Here is a 20,362-nt window from a genome sequence, read left to right as displayed (position 1 = left end):
AGACTGGCTCTTTTGCTTTGCCCGGCCAGAAAATATGCCAACAGATTATTCAAAATACCAGGGTCTGATCTTTGATATGGACGGTACCCTGATCGATACCATGCCTTCCCATCTGAATGCGTGGGAGAAAACCGCCCAACAATATGATATTCCGTTTGACCGCGAGTGGATCCACAGTCTGGGTGGGATGCCGAGCTCCAAGATCACCCTGGAGGTGAATAAGCGCTTTGGTATGAACCTGGACCCGAAAGAAGTCGCCCAAACCAAGATGGCGCACTTCGCTGCCATTGATTATCACGGCGATCTGATTGAAGTCACCAATGAGGTGTTTGAGCGTCTGCGTGGCAGTAAGAAAGTCGCCGTGGGTACCGGCAGTCTGCGTGAAAATGCGGAGCGTCTGCTGTCTGGCAAAGGCCTTTTGGAAAAACTGGATGCGCTGGTCACGGCCAGCGACGTGACCAACCACAAACCGAACCCGGATACTTTCCTGCTGGCTGCAGAGAAACTGGGCCTGGCCCCGGCAGATTGTGTTGTGTTTGAAGATACTGTGCTCGGTATGCAGGCGGCGCATGCTGCGGGCATGGACTGCATTATGGTAGAAGGGGATAAGCTGGTTTTCTATCCCTGCTGAGTGGTATTACACAACAAGGCCACCTGAAAAGGTGGCCTTGTTGTTTTCAATTCCTTTGATCCGGGCTTATAACACGCCAGCCCAGTAGAGTGCATTCGTCAGTGTGATCCCAAACATGACGGTCAGCAACAGCATAAAGCCGGCTGCGGTTTTCAGATAATCAATCATGTTGTTTTCTTTCATTAAGTGTGTGGAACAGCGCTATTCTGGCAATAAGCGTGATCGTGGTCAATCTTTTGTTGTAAGTAAATTTCACATTTAGTTCCCGTATCGGGCGCTCTTTGGCACAACACTGACTCTGTTGTAAATGTGTCAGTGATTTTGCAGTCTCTTTTCGGATTGCTTACCTGTGTTTACTTTCGGGTGACAGAACCGGTTCCGGGCAGGCATAGGATGAAGTTGTCGCAGGATGAACCTGCTAACAGAACAATAAATGAGGAAACGCCCATGAAAACACAACTGATCACTGCTGCTGCACTTCTTTCTCTCAGCGCGGGTGCCTTTGCGGCTCCGGTGACCCTGTCTGGTTCAACGTCAATGACCACACCGGGTTATCAGAGTGCTGAGCAGGCAATGAACGCGGGCCACGATATGGCGGAGCAGGTTAAGCAGGCCGACCAGCAGAAGAAAGCATTTAAGCTGGGTCTGAGCGGGCGCAGCCTGGTGCATAACAGCATTGGTATCGATAGTGCTGAAGTAACCGTTGAGCAGGTATCGCCGGAGCGTGGTGTGGTTGAGTACCGCGCGGTAGTGAGCCTTGACTACCACTACAGCGAAAATGAGCACAGCTGAGCCCCGTACCCGTTTAAGTCCCGATGACCACGGATGGTCGTCCTTCCTGCCCCTGCTTTTCAATTTTGCATTCTTTTCCCATCCGTGACGGTAAGTTTTTTTTGATTTACTATAGTTATTAATAACTTCCCGAATCTTAAGGATAAGAGAAATGCAGATCTTCCAGGTTTGCCGCGAGTCTGGTTTTTTCTACAAGCGTAACTTTGCTGCCATCGTCATGGTGCTGCTGCCCGCCGTTGTGCTGAACGAGTTTTTTTACTCCATGATCCCGGCAGGTACTGAAAACAGCTCGCCCGGAATTATCATCTGGTTGCCTCTGCTGCTGCTGCCGGTTTATCAGGCGGCACTGATTGTGTTACTCGCCTCATCGGTTAAAGGTGAACGCTTGTCTGTGCTGGAGTGCTACCGGGAAGGTCTGCCGTCTTATCTGCGTCTTGCTGCTGTGTATCTGATGAGTGGATTGTTGCTGATGCTGGGCTTTCTGGCGCTGGTGATACCCGGCCTTATACTTATGTCGCGCCTGATACTTGCTGAGTTTTACGCGGTAGTCGAAGGACGACCGGCTTATGAATCTCTGTCGGACAGCTGGACCCGGATTAAGTCCAATACCTGGCCGGTGCTGGGTGGCTATATTCTGATGATCATCGTAGCCACAGTGCCTGCTTTGGCGGTGAGCGGTATGTTTGAGGAGCTGGAGATGGTGAATGTTGTTACCAGTTTTATCGAGTCTGCTCTGTCGACCATTCTGAGCGCACTGCCCACCGTATACTGCTTCCGGATTTATTGTCTGATGAGAGAGGAGCAACAGACACAGCCCGCGGATCTTAATAATCCGCTCTGATTTTTGCTCCCCCAAACAGGCCGGAAACTTTCCGGCCTGTTATGTTTTCGCTCTGTTTCTGTCTGCATTTTTGCCCTCTGTTCGCGTAATTCCCACAGCCCTCTACACTGATAAAAAGTACATAAAGCATTGAGGGTGACTTATGCAATGGCTTAAAGACAGGGCAATCGGACACAAAGTGCTGGGACTGGTTTCAGGGTTGTTGCTGATGCTGGCTCTCTGTGCCGGTTATGCGATCTCCAAAATGAATCTTATTGGTAAGGAGATTACCGGTATTGCGAAAGAAAACATGCCGCTGGTTCAGCTCACCAGTCATATTACGGTGAATCAGCTCGAATCGGCCCTTTTGGTCGAGAAAGCGCTGCGTTATGCCGGGATAACCGGGCTCCACACCAGTGATGAGATAAAGCAGCTGGAAAACCAGGCGCTCACCATTGGTCACAAAGTGGAAGAGGAGCTGGTTAAAGCCCGCTCTATTTTGCTCAAAGCTATTGAGCATGCCTTTACTGATGAGATGCGCCGGCAGGAGCAGGCTCTGCTCAGTCAGCTCGATACCCTTATCGTTCACCATAAAAGTTATGAAAAACATGCTATGGAGTTGCTCGACCAGGCAGCAGCCGGTGTCGATGTGGCGTCTCTGGAGCAGATTACAGAAGCGCTTGAGCACGAGCAGGATAAGCTGAATCTCGAGCTGGAAGCCTTTCTGCTTGAGCTGGAAGGCATGACCGGTGAGGCCCTGATTTATACCCAAAAAGAAGAGCAGAATGCGCTCAGGGGCATGTTGGTTATCAGCATTATCGCTGCCGTGTTGGGTATGGGACTGGGTGTGCTCTTTAGCCGTAATGTGGTGATTCCATTGCGTCAGGCCTCGAACCTGGCTAATCACATGGCGAAAGGGGATTTCAGCCGCAGCATTCGCAGCAGCAGCCAGGATGAAGTGGGTCAGTTGCTTGCCGCAATGGCTGTGATGAGTGACAAGCTCCGCCAGATGATTGCTGAGGTACTGGAAAGTGCTGCCAGCCTTGAACAGGTCAGTCATGAACTGAACCGGGCCGCGCAAAGTAATCAGCAGGCGATTGAAGAGCAGCAGATGAGTACAGAGCAGGTCGCGACTGCCATGAGTGAGATGGCGGCCACCGTGAATGAAGTGGCGTCCAGCGCACAAAATGCTTCCACTGCCACCGATGGCGCGGAAGGTGTGGTTAAACAGGGATTTGATGTGGTAATGGCCAGCGAAGAGAGCAACGCCAGTCTGGCGAAGGTCTCTGATGAGTCTGCTGAGAAAATGAGTGAGGTGAGCAACAGCAGCAGCGAGATTGGCGGCATTATCCAGGTGATTAATGGTATTGCCGAGCAGACCAACCTGCTGGCTCTTAACGCGGCTATTGAAGCTGCGCGTGCAGGTGAACAGGGCAGAGGCTTTGCCGTGGTCGCGGATGAAGTCAGGGCACTGGCCAGCCGGACTCAGGAAGCCACCCAGCAGATAGACGACTTGATCACCAGTCTGCAGCAGCACTCAAAATCGGCGGTCAGTACCGTAGAGCAGAGTCGCCAGTATGTTGAGCAGAGTGTCGAAAATGCCCACCAGACCAAAGCTACGTTTGAAAACATCACCGGGCTGATGGAAGAGATCAGCAGGATGAACAGCCAGATAGCCGCAGCCAGTGAAGAGCAGTCAGTGGTGGCGGAAGAAATCAGCCAGAACCTGGAGGGGATCAAACAAGCGGGCGGTGAAGTGATCAAAGGCGCGGACGTGACGGCCTCTGGCAGTACTCAGTTGGCTGCCTGCGTCCAGCAGTTGCAGGGGCTGATGGCGCAATTTCGGGTATAGGCTGATAACGTTTCCAGTCTGCTGAGGCTGGTCGTAATTTGTTCAGATGCAGTTTATAGAGGGAGAGCTTTTTGTGCTCTCCTTTTTTATTGAGCTGATTTATTTTTGTTGTGGTGGTAACGTTTACATTTGTGAGCGGCATTAAGGTTTCATTCCGGATTTCTTCTTATGATAGCGACTGATATTTTTTCTTAGTCTGACCGGCATGCCTTTTGGTAAGCGGTCCTCAGTGAAGGAATCACTATGCCTGAGCAGTTTTTTCAGTTACACAGCGCTACCACCAGCCTGGTGGTGAAATTAACCCCTGCGGTTGAGATCCTTTATTGGGGGGAAGCCATATCCCCGATTGGTGAGCAGGAGTATCAGGCACTGTGCATCGCCAGCGACAGGGGGGTCGGACAGGCTCGCCTGGATGAAGACATTCCGCTGACGGTGTGTCCCGAGTTTGGCCGGGGCAGCTATGGCTCACCAGGCATAGAAGGGCATCGCCAGGGCAGTGACTGGGCTCCGGTGTTTGGCTATGTCAGTCATACCCAAACCCAGAATCGGGCTGAGATTGTACTGGAAGATAAAGTCGCCGGGCTTCGGCTGAATGCAGAGTTCAGCCTGCACCAGACCTCCGGGGTACTCAATCATCAGCTTACCCTGACCAACCTTGGTGATTCGTCGTACCAGCTGAAAAATCTGGCCCTGACCATGCCACTGCCGCACCGTGCCCAGGAGATGCTGGCACTGCACGGGCGCTGGAGTCGCGAGTTTCAGCCACTGCGCCATACCCTGAGTCACGGGGGCTTCCATCAGGAGAACCGCCGTGGCCGTACTTCTGCCGAATACTTCCCGGGCTGCCTGCTGGGTACCCCGGGTTTTAGTGATCAGAGCGGTGAGGTGTGGTCATTCCATCTGGGCTGGAGTGGTAACCACCACTGGCGCGCTGATGTGAAAAGTGATGGCCGCCGACTGGTACAGTTTGCCGAGCTGCTGTCGATGGGCGAGGTGGAGCTGGCCGCCGGTGAAAGCTATCAGACCCCGAAACTGCACTGCGCTTACAGCCCGCAGGGGCTGAACGGCGTGCGTCACGCTAACCATGATTATGTGCGCGAAACCCTGATCCGCTTTGACCGTAACAAGCCACGCCCGGTGCATCTTAATACCTGGGAAGGAATCTACTTTGAACACGATCCTGCATATATCTGCCGCATGGCGAGTGAAGCGGCGGAGATCGGCGTTGAGCGCTTCATCATTGACGACGGCTGGTTCAAAGGCCGCAACGATGACACCACATCACTGGGTGACTGGGTGCTCGACACAGACAAATACCCGCACGGCCTGAAGCCGGTAGTTGACCACGTAAACCGGCTGGGAATGGAGTTCGGCATCTGGGTTGAGCCGGAGATGGTCAATACCGATTCCGACCTGTACCGCGCTCATCCGGAGTGGCTGCTGGACACCGATGGCTATCACATCCCGACCGGGCGCAATCAACATGCGCTGAACCTGCAGATCCCGGAATGTTTTGACTACCTGTATCAGCACCTGGACGCGCTGCTGTCTGAGTACAACATCGGCTACGTTAAGTGGGATATGAATCGCGAGCTGGCCCATGCCAGCCATGAAGGCCGTGCGGCAGTGCATGGTCAGACTGAAGCAGTCTATCGCCTGTTTGACAAAATCATCCAGGCGCACCCGCAGGTAGAGTTTGAGTCCTGCTCATCAGGCGGCGCCCGTATCGATTACAAAGTACTGGAGTACACCTGCCGTTTCTGGACCTCAGACTGTAACGATGCCCTGGAGCGCCAGACCATGCAGCGCTACATGAGCCTGTTCTTCCCGCCTGAGCTGATGGGGGCCCATATCGGCCCAAAACACAGTCACACTACCCGCCGGGTACACGATATTCACTGGCGTGGCCTGACCGCCCTGACCGGCCACATGGGTGTGGAGCTCGATCCGGTCAAAGAGAGCAGCCAGGAGAAGCAGCAGTTTGCACACTATATTGCACTGCATAAACGTTACCGTCATTTGCTCCATTCCGGGCGTAGTTTCTATCTGGATAACCATGATGAGCGTCGCCACACCTACGGCGTGCAGACCGATGATGAAGCGCTGGTGGTGATCGCCCAGCTGGCGATGCCGGATCATGCGCTGGCAGAGCCGCTACGTCCGGACTGGCTGGATGATGACGCACAATACCGGGTGACCCTGGTGGATTACCCGCTTTCAAGTGGTGGCCTGATGAAGCGTCACCCACAGTGGGGGACAGACGGCGAGGTGGTGGTAAAAGGCCAGTATCTGAAACAGTTTGGATTAAGTGTGCCGGTACTCGACCCGGAAGCGGCGATGCTGGTGCATTTTGAGCGTATTTAAGCGGTATTTTAAGTAAGAGAGAGACGTTGTATGAGTAACCAGGTCGCTCCGGATGGCAAGCCTGCCACCCAGGTCACCCTGACAAACCGCGCCGGTATGACAATCCGGCTGATGGACATTGGCGCATGCTGGCAGAGCTGTATTCTGCCCTGCCGGAAGGGGGGGCGTGAAGTGCTGCTCTCACCTGGTGGTGTGGAGGATTATTTCCGTCACGGGGCTTATATGGGCGCTTCGGTGGGCCGTTACGCTAACCGGATCGGCAAAGGTCAGTATCTGTGGATGGGAGAGACAGTTCAGCTTGAAACCAACCAGGCAGGCAATACCCTTCACGGCGGCCCGCAGGGCTTCAGTCACCGTCGCTGGGAAATAGCAGAGCAAAGTGAAACCGAAGTGCTGTTCCGGCTGCATTCACCGGCCGGGGATCAGGGTTTTCCGGGCAATGTGACCGCAGAAGCGCACTACCGGCTTGGTGAAGATAACTCGGTGAACATTGAGTATCGTGTCACTACGGATGCTCCAACCCCGCTTGGGCTGACCAATCATGCTTACTTCAACCTGCAGGGAGAAGGGGATGTGCTGGCTCACCAGCTTCAGATTGATGCCCTGCAATACCTGCCGGTAAACGAAGTTGGCATTCCGTTTGGTGAGCTTGAGCGTGTCTCCGGCAGCAGCTTTGATTTCCTGCAGCCGAAAACCATCGGTCAGGACTTTCTGGCTGACGATCAGCAAAAGAGCGCGAAAGGCTATGACCACGCGTTCTTCTTCCCGGTCGAGCGTGATATAGACGAGCCTGTTGCCACTTTGACCGCGCCGGATGGTGAAGTCAGCCTGACAGTCATCACCAATCAACCCGCCATCCAGCTCTACACCGGTAACTGGCTGGGCGGTGAGCCCAAACGTGAAGGCGGCGTATACCAGGACCACCATGGCGTCGCCCTGGAAACTCAGCTGTTGCCGGACTCACCCAACCACCCGCACTGGCCCCAGCCAAACCCAATACTGGAGCCGGGAGAAGAGTACCTGCACAGTGTGAGTTATCTGTTTCAGGTAGCAGAATAGGCAGTGCCTCCCGTTATACTCAGCACACCTCGTTACCACGCTCCGGCGTGGTAATGCATATCTGAGCTGCACTGGGCACTCTGAAAAGGGAAAACTACGTGCACTTACTCAACAGCAACTGTCAGTCATCTTCTGATACCCAGCTTCCATACACCTTAACGTGGTGGCAGCCGTTTTTTGTACGGTCAGGCTAATACCGGGGCTCAACTATAGTGTGGTGTAAAGGCCGGGCACTCAGAAGATATGCTCTGGAAAGTCAAAAGGATTATGTTTTATTACTTCCCTCCTCTGCTCCAGAAACACCCATCTCCCCCAAACTCCTCATGCGCGATTTCCACATCCGCAGGCGAGAGGCCATCAATTATTCGGGCATTGATCCCCATGGAAGTGTACTTCCCATCCAAAGGCTGCCAGTGTGTGGTGCAGCCACAGACATTACATCGATGGAAAGCCAGGGTTTTATCGCCCCAGATATACGTGGATGTCGCTCCTTCATCACAGATTACCGAGACGTCTTTCACTGCCCGGTAGATCCACAGGGCCCCAAGTCGCCTGCAGATCGAGCAGTTACATTCAGTGACTTTTTCCGGCGTTCCGGAAAACTCAATGGCAATGGCGCCACAGTGGCAGATCGCGGTGGATATTGCTTTTGAGTGTTCAGTTTTTGGCACTGTTATCTCCCCGGGACGTTTTATTAAAGTATTTAACCATTGGGCCGGTTTGGTCGTCATTGATAAAAGCAAATCCAAGCTTTTGATAATATTTAACTAATTTTGGTATTTTGAACAGTTGTATCATCAGACCCATTTTGTTATGCCGCTTTGCTTCATCTTCCATCAGCTGAATCAGACAGGTTGCCAGCCCCCTGTTTCTTTCGCTTTTTGCAACCCAGAGGGTGCCAAAGTAAAGTGTATCTGACTCAGGAGAAGGTGACTCGAAACAAACGCCTCCGGTGAACCTGTCCCCCCGTTTAACGATTAAAAAGTGATTGTTTTTGTTTGAAAGGGCTTGGACAAACCGTTTGTGGGAGTCAAAGCGTAAATAGGGCTTCCCTGTATAGTCTTCATACTCTGAGAAAGCCTCATTAATAGCCTGGCGCAGGTGAACCAGGTCTTCGTCCGGTATCTGGCTTACATTCAGTTCGAAGATGTCATCTTTCATGATTGCGTACTCATTTGAGTTGACCTGATTCGTATACTGCAGCAGGCGACCGGGATACTCAGCTGATTATCACCAGCGCAATGTATGGAATAAACACAAATACAAACGCGATCAGTTTATACACCAGTATTCCAACATAGTGGATGACGGCCAGCTGCTCTTTTGGGATGTTGAACATCCTGCTGTGGATCCGGAATATAAAGTCCGGCGCAAAGGTAATAAACAGGAACCACCACATCATCAGACCAAGGTTGATTGCGGTGCACCAGCCGAACAGTTCTCTCAGCGTGTCGATAGTCATTGAAGGCCTCCTGATGACAGTGGCCCTGAACAGTTTCGGAGCCATATACAACCAGTATGGCAGAAAGGCAGAAAGAGCAGCTAAGCCGCTCTTTCGTACAGGGGAATGATGTGTGTTGTTAGTGAGTACTTAATCCAGCTTCCACACCGAATTGCGCCGTACCAGAGTTGGAGAGAACACCATCGGCTCCGGCTCAATCTCTTCCCCGGCTGCCAGTTGCAGCGCCAGCCGGGCGGCTTTTTCGGCCATCATCTTAATCGGGTAGCGGACAGTGGTCAGTTTCGGGTGGATATAGCGGGCGATAAGACCATCATCGAAGCCGATGATCGACATTTGCTGTGGTACCTGAATGCCGTTCTCATCAAGAATAGACAGGGCACCGGCGGCCATGTAGTCGTTGTAGGCGATCACGCCGGTCAGCGGCAGGGATTTGGTCAGCAGATTGGTCATGGCGAATTCACCACCATCGCTGTTAGGTTCGCCGTACTCGATATAGCTTTTGGACAGGGAAATACCGTTATCCTTCAGCGCTGCCAGGTAACCGGCAACCCGCTGCTCGGAGTCTTCGATTTCATGGGCAGATGCGATACAGCCGATCTTAGAGTGACCGTTGCGGATAAGGTACTCGGTGGCCAGGTAAGAGCCCCGGAAGTTATCCAGAGAGATGCAGCGATCAGCCAGCTGAGGGACGTGACGGTTGATCAGTACCAGGCCTTTGACTTCCTTTGCATATTCGATCAGTTCTGCGTCAGACAGGGCTTTGGTGTGCAGTACCAGGGCTTCACAGCGGCTGTTGATCAGAAGCTCAATCGCGCGGCGCTCATCGTTTTCATCGTGATAGCCGTTACCGACCAGGATGTGTTTTCCCTGAGTGTGTGCCACTTCGTCCACGGCTTTCACCATGGTACCGAAAAACGGGTCGGAGACATCCGCCACCAGTACGCCAACCGTGTTAGTGCTCTGGCTCACCAGCGCCCGTGCGTTGGCGTTCGGACGATAGCCGAGCAGCTTCATTGCTTTGGTTACTGCTTTAATAGACTTGGCACTGGCCTTGGGTGACTGGTTGATAACCCGTGAAACGGTTGCCACCGAGACGCCAGCTTCCCGGGCAACATCTTTAATCGTAGCCATAACGATCCTCTCAATATTTATCGGTATTAAACTACGAACTGAAACATGCTGCAATCAGCGTTACACCAAAAGTGAGAGGTGGCCCTGAAACTACCGTACGGTAAGGGTTTGCTGTTAGTGTAAATGTTTTCCCTGACAGGCCGGGCAGCGCTTTTGGTTATCAGAGGCAGTGAAGAAACAAGGGAAGGTCAAAGCGGCACATACCAGTATTTTCCCGGAGTTTCTCTGATAGCGTGGCATGAATGTATACTTAGTGATAAATATGTATTTTATATTATTTTGCTGCGGCTGAGCTCAACAGATTCTGAGAGGTACTTGATGCTCCTGGTTACCCGAAAACGCAAGCTTTTGGCTATCTCTGTATTTACACTGGTGTACCTGCTGTTTTCGGTCTCCGTTGTAACTCTGGTAGCGGACAGCGTTGTCGAAAAACAGGTTCAGCACAAGAAAGAAGTGCTTCAGCAAAAACTTGCCCTGGTACGCTATCGTATCGAAGCCAGTATATTTCGCGATACCTACCTTGCTGACAGCCTGGCTACCCTGATTGCCATTGAACCGGACCTGGGGGTCCAGAACTGGGATGCTGTTGCAAAGCAGCTTTTGTCCAAAGCTCAGTTGGTAAGGAATGTCAGCCTTGCTCCTGACAACGTGATCTCTCAGGTTTACCCGTTAGAAGGAAATGAGAAAGCGATTGGACTGGATTTTCGAACTGTCCCCAACCAATATGCGACTGTGCAAAAAGCGCGCAGGAATCAAAAGGTCTATATCGCCGGGCCTTTAGAGTTGGTGCAGGGCGGACAGGCACTGATCGCTAGATACCCTATTTTCTCAGATATGCCCCATAACAAAGAATACTGGGGAGGCCTGAGTGTGGTCCTGCGCTACGAGGAACTTCTGAACCAGTCGCGACTTCATGATCTGGAGGGGCTCGCCGTTGCTCTGGTCAAGTATGAGGATAACGGGGACAAGATTGAGAAAGTGCTTGAAGGGAGCGAAAGCATTACGGAGGACTACGATCTTAACTATCCGGTCTCTTTGCCAAACAGCCGCTGGGGGCTGTATGCCAGGTATGATGACCTTTACAGCACGGATTATGTGTCTGGCTTCGTATTTCTGTATTATTTGATTGGAGGCATCGCGGTTTCTTTTGGCTATCTTCTGGCCCTGTTTTTGTTCTTTAACTATCTTCGTACTCAGGAATCTTCCCTGCACGATCATTTAACTCAGCTTCCCAACAGACGTTTTCTGTTTAATGAGCTAAACAGGCTGACGAGTAAAAAAGAGGCAGATATTGACTTTACCATTCTGAGTATTGACCTGAATGCTTTTAAAGGAATTAACGACTCGTTTGGCCATGAAGCAGGGGACGAACTGCTCAGGCATGTGGCGTCAAGGCTCTCAAAGTCATTAAGAACGTCAGACTTCATTTCCAGAATAGGGGGGGATGAGTTTATTGTGATCCTCCACAGGACAACAAACAGTGCGGATATAGATAGGGTAATCCACAAACTTCATCTGATTATTGACACCAGCCCGCTGCACTGGAATGGGCATAAGATCTGGACATCATTAAGTGTCGGGTACTCTGTTTATCACGGTAAGGCGAGTCAGCTTGATGTGGAAGCGATGCTGTCTGCCGCTGACAGAAGTATGTACCAGGATAAGCGCTCAGTCAGACACAAGGGTGGGCAGCTAAATTAGCCGCTCTCCTGGCCCCTTCTTCTCTGCCAGAAACAGCCCTGACACAGGCGGCTTCTGTCCGGTTAAAACAACTGGCTGCTGATCACCAGATGCAGCGCGATACTTGCCACGTACCCCAGTGCAATCACCGGTGTCCATTTCAGGTGGCCGAAGAAAGTGTATTTGCCGTTTGCTGCACCCATCAGCGCAACACCGGCAGCAGAGCCGATGGAGAGCATGCTGCCGCCGACCCCGGCGGTCAGGGTGACCAGCAGCCAGTTGCCGAGCGTCATATCCGGCTCCATAGCCAGAACCGCAAACATCACTGGAATGTTATCCACGATAGCAGACAGTACACCCACCATGGTGTTGGCGGCTACATGGTCCCATTGGGTGTACATAACATAGGAGACCATATCCAGGTATCCGATAAGGCTCAGTCCGCCCACACACATCACCACACCGTAGAAAAACAGCAGAGTATCCCACTCCGCATGTGATACCCGCTTGAACACGTCAAACGGAACCACAGAGCCCAGGCGTCGCAACGCTTCTTCATCGTGTTTGGCGACGGCAAGTGCCCGTTTGCGGGCCAGGGAGGCTGGCAGGGTCTTGACCAGGAAGAAGCCGAAGAACTGAAGATACGCCAGACCCATCATCATGCCGATCACTGGCGGGAAGTGCAGGAAGCCATGGAAACCGACTGCGGTGGCAATCGTCAGAAGGAAGAGGGCAACGATACGTTTGGCACCGCGTTTGAGTTCGACCACTTCTTTAATGGCGTTTGGTGTTTCAGCCGGGATGAAGAAAGACATCACCAGCGCCGGGATCAGATAGTTGACCACAGAGGGCAGGAAGAGCCCCAGGAACTGATGGAAGGTGACGTAACCTGCCTGCCATACCATCAGGGTGGTAATATCGCCAAAAGGGCTGAATGCGCCGCCGGCGTTGGCAGCGACAACGATGTTGACGCAGGCGAGGTTGATAAAGCGGTCGTTGTCTCCGCCCACTTTCATCACAACAGCGCACATCAAAAGGGCGGTGGTCAGGTTATCGGCAATAGGGGAGATAAAGAATGAAAGGATGCCGGTGATCCAGAACAGGGTACGCAGGTTAAAGCCTTTGTTGACCATCCAGGCTTTGAGCCAGTCAAACAGCCTTCGTTCTTCCATGGCGTTGATGTAAGTCATCGCTACCAACAGGAACAGCAGAAGTTGGGCATATTCCAGCAGGTTGTGCTCCAGTGCCTGTTTGGCGACTTCGATCTCACCTGCCTGCTGATAGGCATAGCCAAGCAGCACCCAGATAAGCCCTGCAGCCAGCAGAACGGGCTTGGATTTTTTAAGTTTTATGAACTCTTCACCCATCACCAGTGAGTAGGCGATAGCAAAGATAATCACTGCGGCGTATCCGATGCCGGATTGAGTGAAATCGAGCCCACCGGAAGAAGCCATGACCGGTAATGAAAGCGTCCACCCTGATAACACGCTTACGAGCAACCTTATCGGTTTCATATACAACTCAACTCCCTGAGTTAATAAGACCACGTCGTTCTTTTTTTATAAGTGTATACAACACGGGCGGGGATAACCGTGACATTGTTTGGTAAGTCTCGCATTTTGTGCGCTTTTTATCGTTTTGCTCAGAGGATGTGAGATGCAGCGTGTAAAACTGTTTAAAAAAGCAACGATCTCTTGTCTGATATGCGACCAAATTAGACCTGCCGCCCGATTTCGTCATTTTTTTGTTGTATCAGCGGTGTATAAACATGGTGTTTGGTTTATTCTGATGGCAGTTTTTGTATGAAAGTTTTGATGTATCGGAGAGAAATCATGTCCACCGATTGGGACAACGTTGCAGAGCAGTGGGAAAAGGATCCTGCCACCGCTGTGTATGCAGACAAGGCATTTAAAGAACTGAATGATTTGGTGAGCCTTTCCGGCCTGAAAGTTCTCGACTTTGGTTGCGGAACCGGCCTGCTGACCCAAAAGCTGTCTCCACTGGTCAAAGAGATTGTCGCGCTTGATGGCTCTGAAATGATGATCGAACAGCTTGACGCAAAAGAGCTGCCGAATGTTGAGCCGGTCGTGGATAACCTGTCCCGTGGCCTGGTGGCTTACCACCCGGCGTTTAGAAATCAGTTTGACCTGATTGTGGCCTCTTCGGTGTGCGGCTTTCTGGATGACTTTAGCGAAGCGGCTGAAGTGTGTGCATCCCTGCTGAACGATGGCGGCCTGTTTGTCCACTGGGACTGGCTGGCGCAGGACAGCAAAGAAGGCCTGACAGAAGTCAAAGTACAAAAAGTTCTCAGCCGGGCAGGATTCTCATCGGTTGAAACCAAAGTGCCGTTCAGCATGGATACTGAGCGTGGCAGCCTGCAGGTTGTGATGGGCATTGCCCAGAAATAAGCACTTTAATGAATCAGGTGAAAAACAGCGGGCTCAGCCCGCTGTTTTTGTATCTGCTGCTTACAGGGGGCTTTTAACCCCATAGCGATGCAGCAGCGCATCCATGAAGCCATCCTGGTACATACTGATCAGCGCCTGGGTCAGCCACTGTTGCTGATACAGGTTGGTGGTTTTGTGACAGGCCATGGCGCGCAGCGAGGAGTAGAACACCAGCACGGGGTAGAGATCCTTACCACTTTTGGTTGAAGATGCGCGGGCTGTGAGTAGATCACTGGCCCACAGGTCTATCCGGCCTTTTTCCAGCTTTGCCAGATTTTGGGTATCACTTGAGGTCAGTTGCACCTGGTAGCCCATTTGCTTCAGGTACTCCCCGGCGATACTCCCCCGGTGACTGCCTATCCGGTAAGTTGCGGCGTCTGCCAGGGTAATGAGCGGCGGATAAGCGGGCAGATGAGTGAACAAACCGTAACGGGAGATAAGCACCGGGCTTACCCAGCGGTAATCCGCTTCCCGCTCCTGCGAGCGGGCAACAGGCAGCACGCAATGGTAGGGGTTCTCCCGGGCGATGTGCATTCCGCGCTTGAGCGGCATGACTTTGAGCTGATAGTCGATCCCCCCGCGGCGAAACAACTCTTCGATGATCTCAATCAACAGGCCTTGATACCCGCCGTCTCCCTCAATCACATAAGGATCTGAGGGATACGTGATCACCGTGTACCGGCTGAGAGAGTTGGCCACAGCTGGCGCTGTACTCAGCAAGCAAATCAGAATCAGGCTAATTACCCCACGCATTCCACGCCTCCTCATAACTGACCGTCTCCCCTTTTGGCTGCGTTTTTATTTCCGGTTTGGGTGCGCCGGGGCGGCTGAGCCAGTACTGACGGAATTTTGCCGTGTTTAGCCTGGGCGCACACGGGTGATCCATGCTCTCTTCAAGCCGCTTGAGTTGCGCATCCATTGCCAGTGACAGCAGTTTCAGCCCCTGGCGCGTACTGATATGGCCTTCGGTGATGCGCGAGATGTATTTCCACCACAGTCCCGCCATTTCCGGGTAGTCGGGAATATTACTTCCGGTTGGGGTCCAGATATTTCTGCCGTTGCTGCGGTAAAACTCCACCAGGCCACCGAGGTACCTGGCGTGTTGGGTCATAACTTCAGACTCAATATCAGAGAGGCGGATTGGGGTCAGGCCGGTGAGCGTCTTTTTCAGTGACACGGTTTTGGACACCACAAACTGGGCGTACAACCAGGCGGCCTGACGGCGTTTGAGCGGTGTGCTGTTGAGCAGCGTCCAGGCTCCGGTATCCTGGTAACCGGATTTCATGCCTGGCCGCCAGTACTTGCCGAGCGGAGAGGGAGCGATGCGCCATTTTGGGGTGCCATCCTGGTTGACCACCGGCAGGCCTGGTTTGTTCAGGTCCGCGACAAATGCGGTATACCAGAAGATCTGCTGGGCGATCAGGCCTTTGCCTGGCCACTCTCCGGCCTGAGTAAAGTTAAGCTCCCGTGCTTCCGGTGGGGCGTATTTCAGCCATTCGATGAACTTGTTGATGGCGTATTCAGCTGCCGGGCTGTTGACTGCACCGCCTCGCTCTACACTGGCACCGGCCGGGCGGCAGCCTTCCACCCGCACGCCCCAGTCACCCACCGGATAACCGTTGGGCAGCCCTGTATCACCTACGCCTGCCATGGAGAGCCAGGCATCGGAAATCCGCCAGCCAAGGGACGGGTCGGTACTGGCGTAATCCATGTGGCCATAGATACGAACGCCGTCGATATGGCGGACTTTTTCAGAGAAGAACTCTGCAATGTCTTCATAAGCCTGCCAGTTTTTCGGCACGCCCAGGCTATAGCCATAGAGTTTTTTAAACTTCAGTCTCAGCTCCGGACGGTCAAACCAGTCTTTACGGTACCAGTAGAGGTTGGCGAATTGCTGGTCGGGCAGCTGGTACAGTTTTCCGTCCGGGCCTTTGGTAAACGCCAGCCCGATAAAATCATCCAGATCCAGCGTGGGCAGGGTGATGTTCCTCGCCTCGTTGTGGATAAAGTCAGACAGAATGGTGACATGCCCGGAGCGCGAATGGGTGCCTATAAGGTCACTGTCGTTAATGTAGGCATCATAGAGGTTTCGGCCGGTCAGGATCTGGGCGGAGAGTTTTTTCACTACATCGTCTTCTCCGGTCAGTTCGTGTATTACGTGAATGCCGGTGAGCTCATAAAAAGCTTTGGCCAGTACTTCCGATTCGTATTTGTGTGTCGCGATCCGCTCTGACACCACCCGGATCTGCATTCCCTGATAGGGTCTGGCAGCCTTTTTAAACCAGGTGAGTTCCTGCTTTTGCTGTTGCAGGCTCAATGTGGAAGGCTGAAACTCCATCAGCCATTTGTCCGTCACAGCATTGCCCGCAGAAGGAGCGCTCAGGCTCCCCCATATAAGCAGGGTTAAGAGGATGGACAGCTGCTTTGACATTGAGATCCCGCGTTGGAAGTAACGTTATTTCTATTATGGAACAGCTTATTAATGGCTGCTAAACCGGATCGCCTTCTGTTATGCTTCCTGATTCGTATAAAGAAAGAGATTTATCGTATGTTGTTCTGCCCTCGGTGCGGTGACCGTTCACTGCACAATCTGTCCGGTACTCAGTATCAGTGCCAGGCGTGTGATTTTGTTGTATTTCACAATGTGGCGGCTGCCGTGGCGGTGGCTATTGTCTGTGGGGATGAAATGCTGGTGGCGACCCGCGCTAAAGATCCGTGCAGGGGGATGTGGGATCTGCCGGGCGGATTTGTGGATCCGGATGAGAGCACGGAGCAGGCAGCAACCCGTGAGCTGGCCGAAGAGCTGGGCTTTGAGTGTGACCAGTTTGAGTATGTTGGCTCGTGTCCGAATACTTATGTGTATCGCGACGTTACCTACAAGACCTGTGATGCGGTGCTGGTGACCAGGCTGAGCCAAAAGCCGGCCATGCAGGCCGGTGATGATGTGGCGCACTTCGAGTGGGTGAAAATTTCAGAAATCAGCGCGGAGCGCTTTGCGTTCGATTCCTCCCGTATGGCACTCAGCTGGCTGATAAATCAGAACTGAGTCAGCCTTCAGACAAACTCAGAATCCAGCCCGTTCAGCCCTGGCGGCAGGGCCGGATTTTGCAGCCGAATCAGGCGTCTGCCTGTCAGGTTGTGCTGCACCGGGTAGTGGCCGTAGTGTTTCTCAAACAGTGCCTCCAGTTTCTCCCGGGTGCAGCCCTCTGTAATGCGATCTGCCAGATCAGGTTTGTCAGGATGAACATAAAACACCAGCGGCAGCGGGTAGTAGAGAACCAGTTCTGATTCGATGGTCAGGCCGTATTTGTCTCCACCAAATTCTTCAAATATCTGACTGACCTCATTGGCTCCGAGCGCCAGATAGTCACACTCCCTGTCCGCAATACGGGCAAACATATCTTCCAGGCTCCCTTTTTCAACCACATGACAGCCGTTGACCCGGAACAGCTCTGCGTCTGCCCAGGTCGCGGGGACACCGCAGCGGTAAGGCTGGAGCTGAGACAACCGGTTGATCCCGGCCAGCCCCTTACTCAGATCCTTTCGGGCGATCAGAATGCGGTGTCCGGTAAGGCCCTTTGCCAGCGGCGTCTCAAGAGGGATATGCGGATGGCCGGAGAACTTGGCATTACCTGCCACCGTTACCAGCAGATCGCAGCCTTTTTCGAACACCCGCCCCTCATCTTCTGCCGCCGGATAGCTGGTGCGGTCGTCGGTTACCGGGATGTGTGGGCCGAAAATGGCCTGCACCAGATCCAGTTCGTGTGCCTGGCGGGCCGCCGTTTTGTTGCCATTCCAGAAGTGAATCCTGTCCATATTAATACCTTGTCACTTTGTTTATCGCCTTGCTGAGTGGGGTAATCTGGCATTCAGTCGTAAATTACGAAAGCGCTTTCTTTACGTGTTGTGAACAATGCCACACAATTCAGGCCGGCCAGCCTATGGACTCAGGATCTGCCAGGGCGCTGTTATATCACTGTCAGATAGCGGGTTGGTGGCAGGAGTCCCCCCGGTATTTCTGGTGTTACAGGGTGAATGGGTTGCTGTCTGGTTATTAGTGTTCTGTATCGGAACTGTCCGGCTTGACCCGCCTTTCTTCCAAAGCACTCCCGGAAAGCGTTTGCATTTTGCCCGGACGGTAATGTGATCCTATTCAAGAAATTGATGATTGGGATGTTTACTTAAACCGTTGATAATCAAGAGCTGTCAGGCACACCAGGCTATCAGGTTAAGCTAAGTGATTCCTACTTAATTCCTTTAAATACAATTGGTTATTTTGCCAGTGGCAGAGTGGTAACAGGGCTGTTGTGATCAGGGTAGTGTTTTCAGTATGACACTCTTGTGTCGTTTTTATTCCCGGCCTAGTATCCGGACGAAAGAAAGCGCTTTCTTTTTGTTTTTGCTGTCGGAAGAAGGCGCGTCTTATTCACAAAGATCAAGGACATCGTGATGAAAACAACCACTAAATTTACCCTCGCCATGTGTGCCGCTGCCGTCACTGCTTCAGTCTCTGCCAATGAGATCAAGCAGGGTGGTACCCTGAGTGTGCCGATTATCAACACCGGCTTTGTGCAGAACTTTAACCCGTACACAACCAAGGATCTGTTACACGGGATCATGTTCGAGCCCCTGATGGTGTTCAACAACATGACCGGCGATACCAACTATCGCCTGGCAGAATCAGCGGCTTACTCTGACGATCTGAAAACCATCACGGTGAAACTGAAACCGAACCTGAAATGGTCGGACGGCCAGAAGCTGACGGCGGAAGACGTGGTATTCAGTTTTGAACTGACCCGCGAAGCGCCGGCGTTTGACCAGAAAGGGATCTGGTCTGGCAAGAACCTGCAAAGCATTACTGCTGCTGACGACCGCACCATTAAATTTGAGCTGGCAGAAGCGGACTCTACCTTTATCTGGAACCTTGAGCGTTACCACATCGTTCCAAAACACATCTGGTCCAAAGCGGGTGACCTGACTACATTCACTAACCCGAACCCGGTTGGCAGCGGCCCGATGACCACGGTGAAATACGTGAAGCCTCAGCAGATGGAGCTGTGCCGCAACCCGAACTACTACCTGGAAGGCCGTCCTTATCTGGATTGTGTGACTTTCCGTTCATACAACGATAACTCCCAGCTTCAGCCGGCGCTGATCAAAGGCGAAATCGACTGGGGCTCAAACTTCATCGCTGACGTGGAAAGCACCTTTGTGGGCGCAGACCCGAAAAACAACCACTTCTGGTACCCGGCGAACGATGCGATTCACCTGTACGTGAACACCAAAGAAGCGCCATTTGATGACATACGCGTTCGTCAGGCCCTGTCTATGTCGCTGGACCGTGACGCGATTGTGGACATCGCCGCGTACGGTTACCCGACCGCGAACTTCAACGCCGGCGGTATCGCAGAGCTGTACGAAACCTCTATCAACAAAGACGTGACCAACAAGTACAAAAACCTGACCACTTACAACCCGGATCAGGCGAAGAAGCTGCTGGATGAAGCAGGCCTTAAAGACCGCAACAACGATGGCTTCCGTGATACGCCGGATGGCAAAACCGTTGAGTTCGATATCGAGGTGGTAAACGGCTGGACTGACTGGATCCAGGTGGTTCAGATGGCGACTGAGTACTTTGAGGAAGTGGGCATCAAAGCCAACGTGAAGACCGTTGACTGGGCGGTGTACGACAAGAACCTGAAAGAGAGTAACTACACCATGTCGATCAACTGGTCGATGGTAGCGACTAACCCGATCCTGGCTTACCAGGAGTACTTTGAAACATCACGTATCGGTAAGACCTGGCACGCGGGCCACGGCGTTCACTCTGACAAGATCGACGCCCTGATCGCGAGCTTCGGTAAGACCGGCGACAAGAAAGAGCAGCAGCAGATCCTGGATGAGCTGCAGGAGTTTACCGCGCAGAATCTGCCGTTTATTCCGCTGTTCTCTAACCCAACCTGGTTCCAGTACCGCTCTGACAAGATCGCGGGCTGGCCAAGCGAGAAAGACCCATACGTTCAGCCGGTTTGGTACGACGGTGGTAAGCGCGTCATCATCCTGAATAACCTGCACCTTAAATAATTACACTCATAGAGCCCCCTCGAAAGAGGGGGCCAGGTAA

The 20,362-nt window shown here is 52.7% G+C and carries 18 protein-coding genes; 10 read left to right on the top strand and 8 right to left on the bottom strand.

Annotation, left to right across the window (positions count from 1 at the left end; genetic code table 11):
• The first annotated feature begins 34 nt into the window (after nucleotides 1-34).
• From ACVB80_RS10850 to galM, 6 genes are all read left to right on the top strand, one after another.
• A complete protein-coding gene (locus tag ACVB80_RS10850) occupies nucleotides 35-631 on the top strand; it encodes a beta-phosphoglucomutase family hydrolase (protein ID WP_481081310.1) in 597 nt (198 codons plus the stop codon).
• 447 nt (nucleotides 632-1,078) lie between these two features.
• On the top strand, nucleotides 1,079-1,423 hold the full coding sequence (locus ACVB80_RS10845; RefSeq protein WP_481081309.1) for a DUF3316 domain-containing protein: 345 nt from the start codon (nucleotides 1,079-1,081) through the stop codon (nucleotides 1,421-1,423).
• 151 nt (nucleotides 1,424-1,574) lie between these two features.
• The gene (locus ACVB80_RS10840; protein ID WP_481081308.1) at nucleotides 1,575-2,264 is read left to right on the top strand and encodes a DUF7847 domain-containing protein; all 690 of its coding nucleotides are present in this window, start codon (nucleotides 1,575-1,577) and stop codon (nucleotides 2,262-2,264) included.
• 142 nt (nucleotides 2,265-2,406) lie between these two features.
• Entirely contained in the window at nucleotides 2,407-4,095 is a 1,689-nt protein-coding gene (locus ACVB80_RS10835; protein ID WP_481081307.1) for a methyl-accepting chemotaxis protein, read from the top strand.
• A 243-nt stretch (nucleotides 4,096-4,338) separates the two neighbouring features.
• On the top strand, nucleotides 4,339-6,459 hold the full coding sequence (locus ACVB80_RS10830) for an alpha-galactosidase (protein WP_481081306.1): 2,121 nt from the start codon (nucleotides 4,339-4,341) through the stop codon (nucleotides 6,457-6,459).
• A gap of 30 nt (nucleotides 6,460-6,489) precedes the next feature.
• Nucleotides 6,490-7,518 carry a galactose-1-epimerase gene (gene galM, locus ACVB80_RS10825; RefSeq protein ID WP_481081305.1) on the top strand — a complete coding sequence of 343 codons (1,029 nt, stop codon included), beginning with the start codon at nucleotides 6,490-6,492 and terminating at the stop codon, nucleotides 7,516-7,518.
• A 275-nt stretch (nucleotides 7,519-7,793) separates the two neighbouring features.
• On the opposite strand, the gene ACVB80_RS10820 is transcribed toward galM, so the two are convergent.
• The 4 genes from ACVB80_RS10820 to ACVB80_RS10805 form a co-directional block, all read right to left on the bottom strand.
• Nucleotides 7,794-8,189: a GFA family protein gene (locus ACVB80_RS10820; RefSeq protein WP_481081304.1), complete on the bottom strand. Its 396-nt coding sequence runs from the start codon at nucleotides 8,187-8,189 to the stop codon at nucleotides 7,794-7,796.
• Entirely contained in the window at nucleotides 8,176-8,679 is a 504-nt protein-coding gene (locus ACVB80_RS10815; protein WP_481081303.1) for a GNAT family N-acetyltransferase, read from the bottom strand. The genes ACVB80_RS10820 and ACVB80_RS10815 overlap by 14 nt, the downstream gene beginning before the upstream one ends.
• A 58-nt stretch (nucleotides 8,680-8,737) precedes the next feature.
• A complete protein-coding gene (locus ACVB80_RS10810; protein ID WP_481081302.1) occupies nucleotides 8,738-8,980 on the bottom strand; it encodes a DUF6868 family protein in 243 nt (80 codons plus the stop codon).
• A 129-nt stretch (nucleotides 8,981-9,109) separates the two neighbouring features.
• On the bottom strand, nucleotides 9,110-10,111 hold the full coding sequence (locus ACVB80_RS10805) for a substrate-binding domain-containing protein (protein ID WP_481081301.1): 1,002 nt from the start codon (nucleotides 10,109-10,111) through the stop codon (nucleotides 9,110-9,112).
• Nucleotides 10,112-10,429: 318 nt separating this feature from the next.
• Between ACVB80_RS10805 and ACVB80_RS10800 the strand changes: the two genes are divergently transcribed.
• Entirely contained in the window at nucleotides 10,430-11,812 is a 1,383-nt protein-coding gene (locus ACVB80_RS10800; RefSeq protein WP_481081300.1) for a diguanylate cyclase domain-containing protein, read from the top strand.
• Nucleotides 11,813-11,874: 62 nt separating this feature from the next.
• Here ACVB80_RS10800 and nhaD read toward each other — a convergent pair whose 3' ends face one another.
• Entirely contained in the window at nucleotides 11,875-13,245 is a 1,371-nt protein-coding gene (gene nhaD / locus ACVB80_RS10795) for a sodium:proton antiporter NhaD (protein WP_481081299.1), read from the bottom strand.
• 378 nt (nucleotides 13,246-13,623) lie between these two features.
• Between nhaD and ACVB80_RS10790 the strand changes: the two genes are divergently transcribed.
• A complete protein-coding gene (locus ACVB80_RS10790) occupies nucleotides 13,624-14,199 on the top strand; it encodes a class I SAM-dependent DNA methyltransferase (protein ID WP_481081298.1) in 576 nt (191 codons plus the stop codon).
• Nucleotides 14,200-14,259: 60 nt separating this feature from the next.
• Here the strand turns inward: ACVB80_RS10790 and ACVB80_RS10785 are convergent, their stop codons facing one another.
• The gene (locus ACVB80_RS10785; RefSeq protein WP_481081297.1) at nucleotides 14,260-14,991 is read right to left on the bottom strand and encodes a substrate-binding periplasmic protein; all 732 of its coding nucleotides are present in this window, start codon (nucleotides 14,989-14,991) and stop codon (nucleotides 14,260-14,262) included.
• Nucleotides 14,975-16,669, bottom strand: a complete 1,695-nt coding sequence (locus ACVB80_RS10780) for an ABC transporter substrate-binding protein (RefSeq protein ID WP_481081296.1) — start codon at nucleotides 16,667-16,669, stop codon at nucleotides 14,975-14,977. The genes ACVB80_RS10785 and ACVB80_RS10780 overlap by 17 nt, the downstream gene beginning before the upstream one ends.
• Before the next feature lie 117 nt (nucleotides 16,670-16,786).
• On the opposite strand from ACVB80_RS10780, the gene ACVB80_RS10775 reads away from it, so the two are divergent.
• The gene (locus tag ACVB80_RS10775; protein ID WP_481081295.1) at nucleotides 16,787-17,284 is read left to right on the top strand and encodes an NUDIX hydrolase; all 498 of its coding nucleotides are present in this window, start codon (nucleotides 16,787-16,789) and stop codon (nucleotides 17,282-17,284) included.
• An 8-nt stretch (nucleotides 17,285-17,292) separates the two neighbouring features.
• On the opposite strand, the gene ACVB80_RS10770 is transcribed toward ACVB80_RS10775, so the two are convergent.
• Nucleotides 17,293-18,054, bottom strand: coding sequence for an ABC transporter substrate-binding protein (locus tag ACVB80_RS10770; RefSeq protein WP_481081294.1), 762 nt, complete (start codon nucleotides 18,052-18,054; stop codon nucleotides 17,293-17,295).
• A 633-nt stretch (nucleotides 18,055-18,687) separates the two neighbouring features.
• On the opposite strand from ACVB80_RS10770, the gene ACVB80_RS10765 reads away from it, so the two are divergent.
• On the top strand, nucleotides 18,688-20,322 hold the full coding sequence (locus ACVB80_RS10765) for an ABC transporter substrate-binding protein (RefSeq protein ID WP_481081293.1): 1,635 nt from the start codon (nucleotides 18,688-18,690) through the stop codon (nucleotides 20,320-20,322).
• Nucleotides 20,323-20,362: the final 40 nt, after the last annotated feature.

Source organism: Vibrio sp. 9-16B-A1, assembly GCF_056726165.1.
The sequence above is the reverse complement of the archived record's forward strand: the minus strand, read 5'-3'. Positions and strand labels throughout refer to the sequence as shown.

What these genes read in the sequence shown, in the direction of transcription:
- ACVB80_RS10835 (WP_481081307.1), top strand. Translation starts at nt 2,407, where the DNA reads ATGCAATGGCTTAAAGACAGGGCAATCGGACACAAAGTGCTGGGACTG.
- nhaD (WP_481081299.1), bottom strand. Translation starts at nt 13,245, where the DNA reads ATGGCTTCTTCCGGTGGGCTCGATTTCACTCAATCCGGCATCGGATAC.
- ACVB80_RS10850 (WP_481081310.1), top strand. Translation starts at nt 35, where the DNA reads ATGCCAACAGATTATTCAAAATACCAGGGTCTGATCTTTGATATGGAC.
- ACVB80_RS10840 (WP_481081308.1), top strand. Translation starts at nt 1,575, where the DNA reads ATGCAGATCTTCCAGGTTTGCCGCGAGTCTGGTTTTTTCTACAAGCGT.
- ACVB80_RS10800 (WP_481081300.1), top strand. Translation starts at nt 10,430, where the DNA reads ATGCTCCTGGTTACCCGAAAACGCAAGCTTTTGGCTATCTCTGTATTT.
- ACVB80_RS10810 (WP_481081302.1), bottom strand. Translation starts at nt 8,980, where the DNA reads ATGACTATCGACACGCTGAGAGAACTGTTCGGCTGGTGCACCGCAATC.
- ACVB80_RS10845 (WP_481081309.1), top strand. Translation starts at nt 1,079, where the DNA reads ATGAAAACACAACTGATCACTGCTGCTGCACTTCTTTCTCTCAGCGCG.
- ACVB80_RS10785 (WP_481081297.1), bottom strand. Translation starts at nt 14,991, where the DNA reads ATGCGTGGGGTAATTAGCCTGATTCTGATTTGCTTGCTGAGTACAGCG.
- galM (WP_481081305.1), top strand. Translation starts at nt 6,490, where the DNA reads ATGAGTAACCAGGTCGCTCCGGATGGCAAGCCTGCCACCCAGGTCACC.
- ACVB80_RS10765 (WP_481081293.1), top strand. Translation starts at nt 18,688, where the DNA reads ATGAAAACAACCACTAAATTTACCCTCGCCATGTGTGCCGCTGCCGTC.
- ACVB80_RS10790 (WP_481081298.1), top strand. Translation starts at nt 13,624, where the DNA reads ATGTCCACCGATTGGGACAACGTTGCAGAGCAGTGGGAAAAGGATCCT.
- ACVB80_RS10770 (WP_481081294.1), bottom strand. Translation starts at nt 18,054, where the DNA reads ATGGACAGGATTCACTTCTGGAATGGCAACAAAACGGCGGCCCGCCAG.
- ACVB80_RS10805 (WP_481081301.1), bottom strand. Translation starts at nt 10,111, where the DNA reads ATGGCTACGATTAAAGATGTTGCCCGGGAAGCTGGCGTCTCGGTGGCA.
- ACVB80_RS10780 (WP_481081296.1), bottom strand. Translation starts at nt 16,669, where the DNA reads ATGTCAAAGCAGCTGTCCATCCTCTTAACCCTGCTTATATGGGGGAGC.
- ACVB80_RS10815 (WP_481081303.1), bottom strand. Translation starts at nt 8,679, where the DNA reads ATGAAAGATGACATCTTCGAACTGAATGTAAGCCAGATACCGGACGAA.
- ACVB80_RS10775 (WP_481081295.1), top strand. Translation starts at nt 16,787, where the DNA reads ATGTTGTTCTGCCCTCGGTGCGGTGACCGTTCACTGCACAATCTGTCC.
- ACVB80_RS10830 (WP_481081306.1), top strand. Translation starts at nt 4,339, where the DNA reads ATGCCTGAGCAGTTTTTTCAGTTACACAGCGCTACCACCAGCCTGGTG.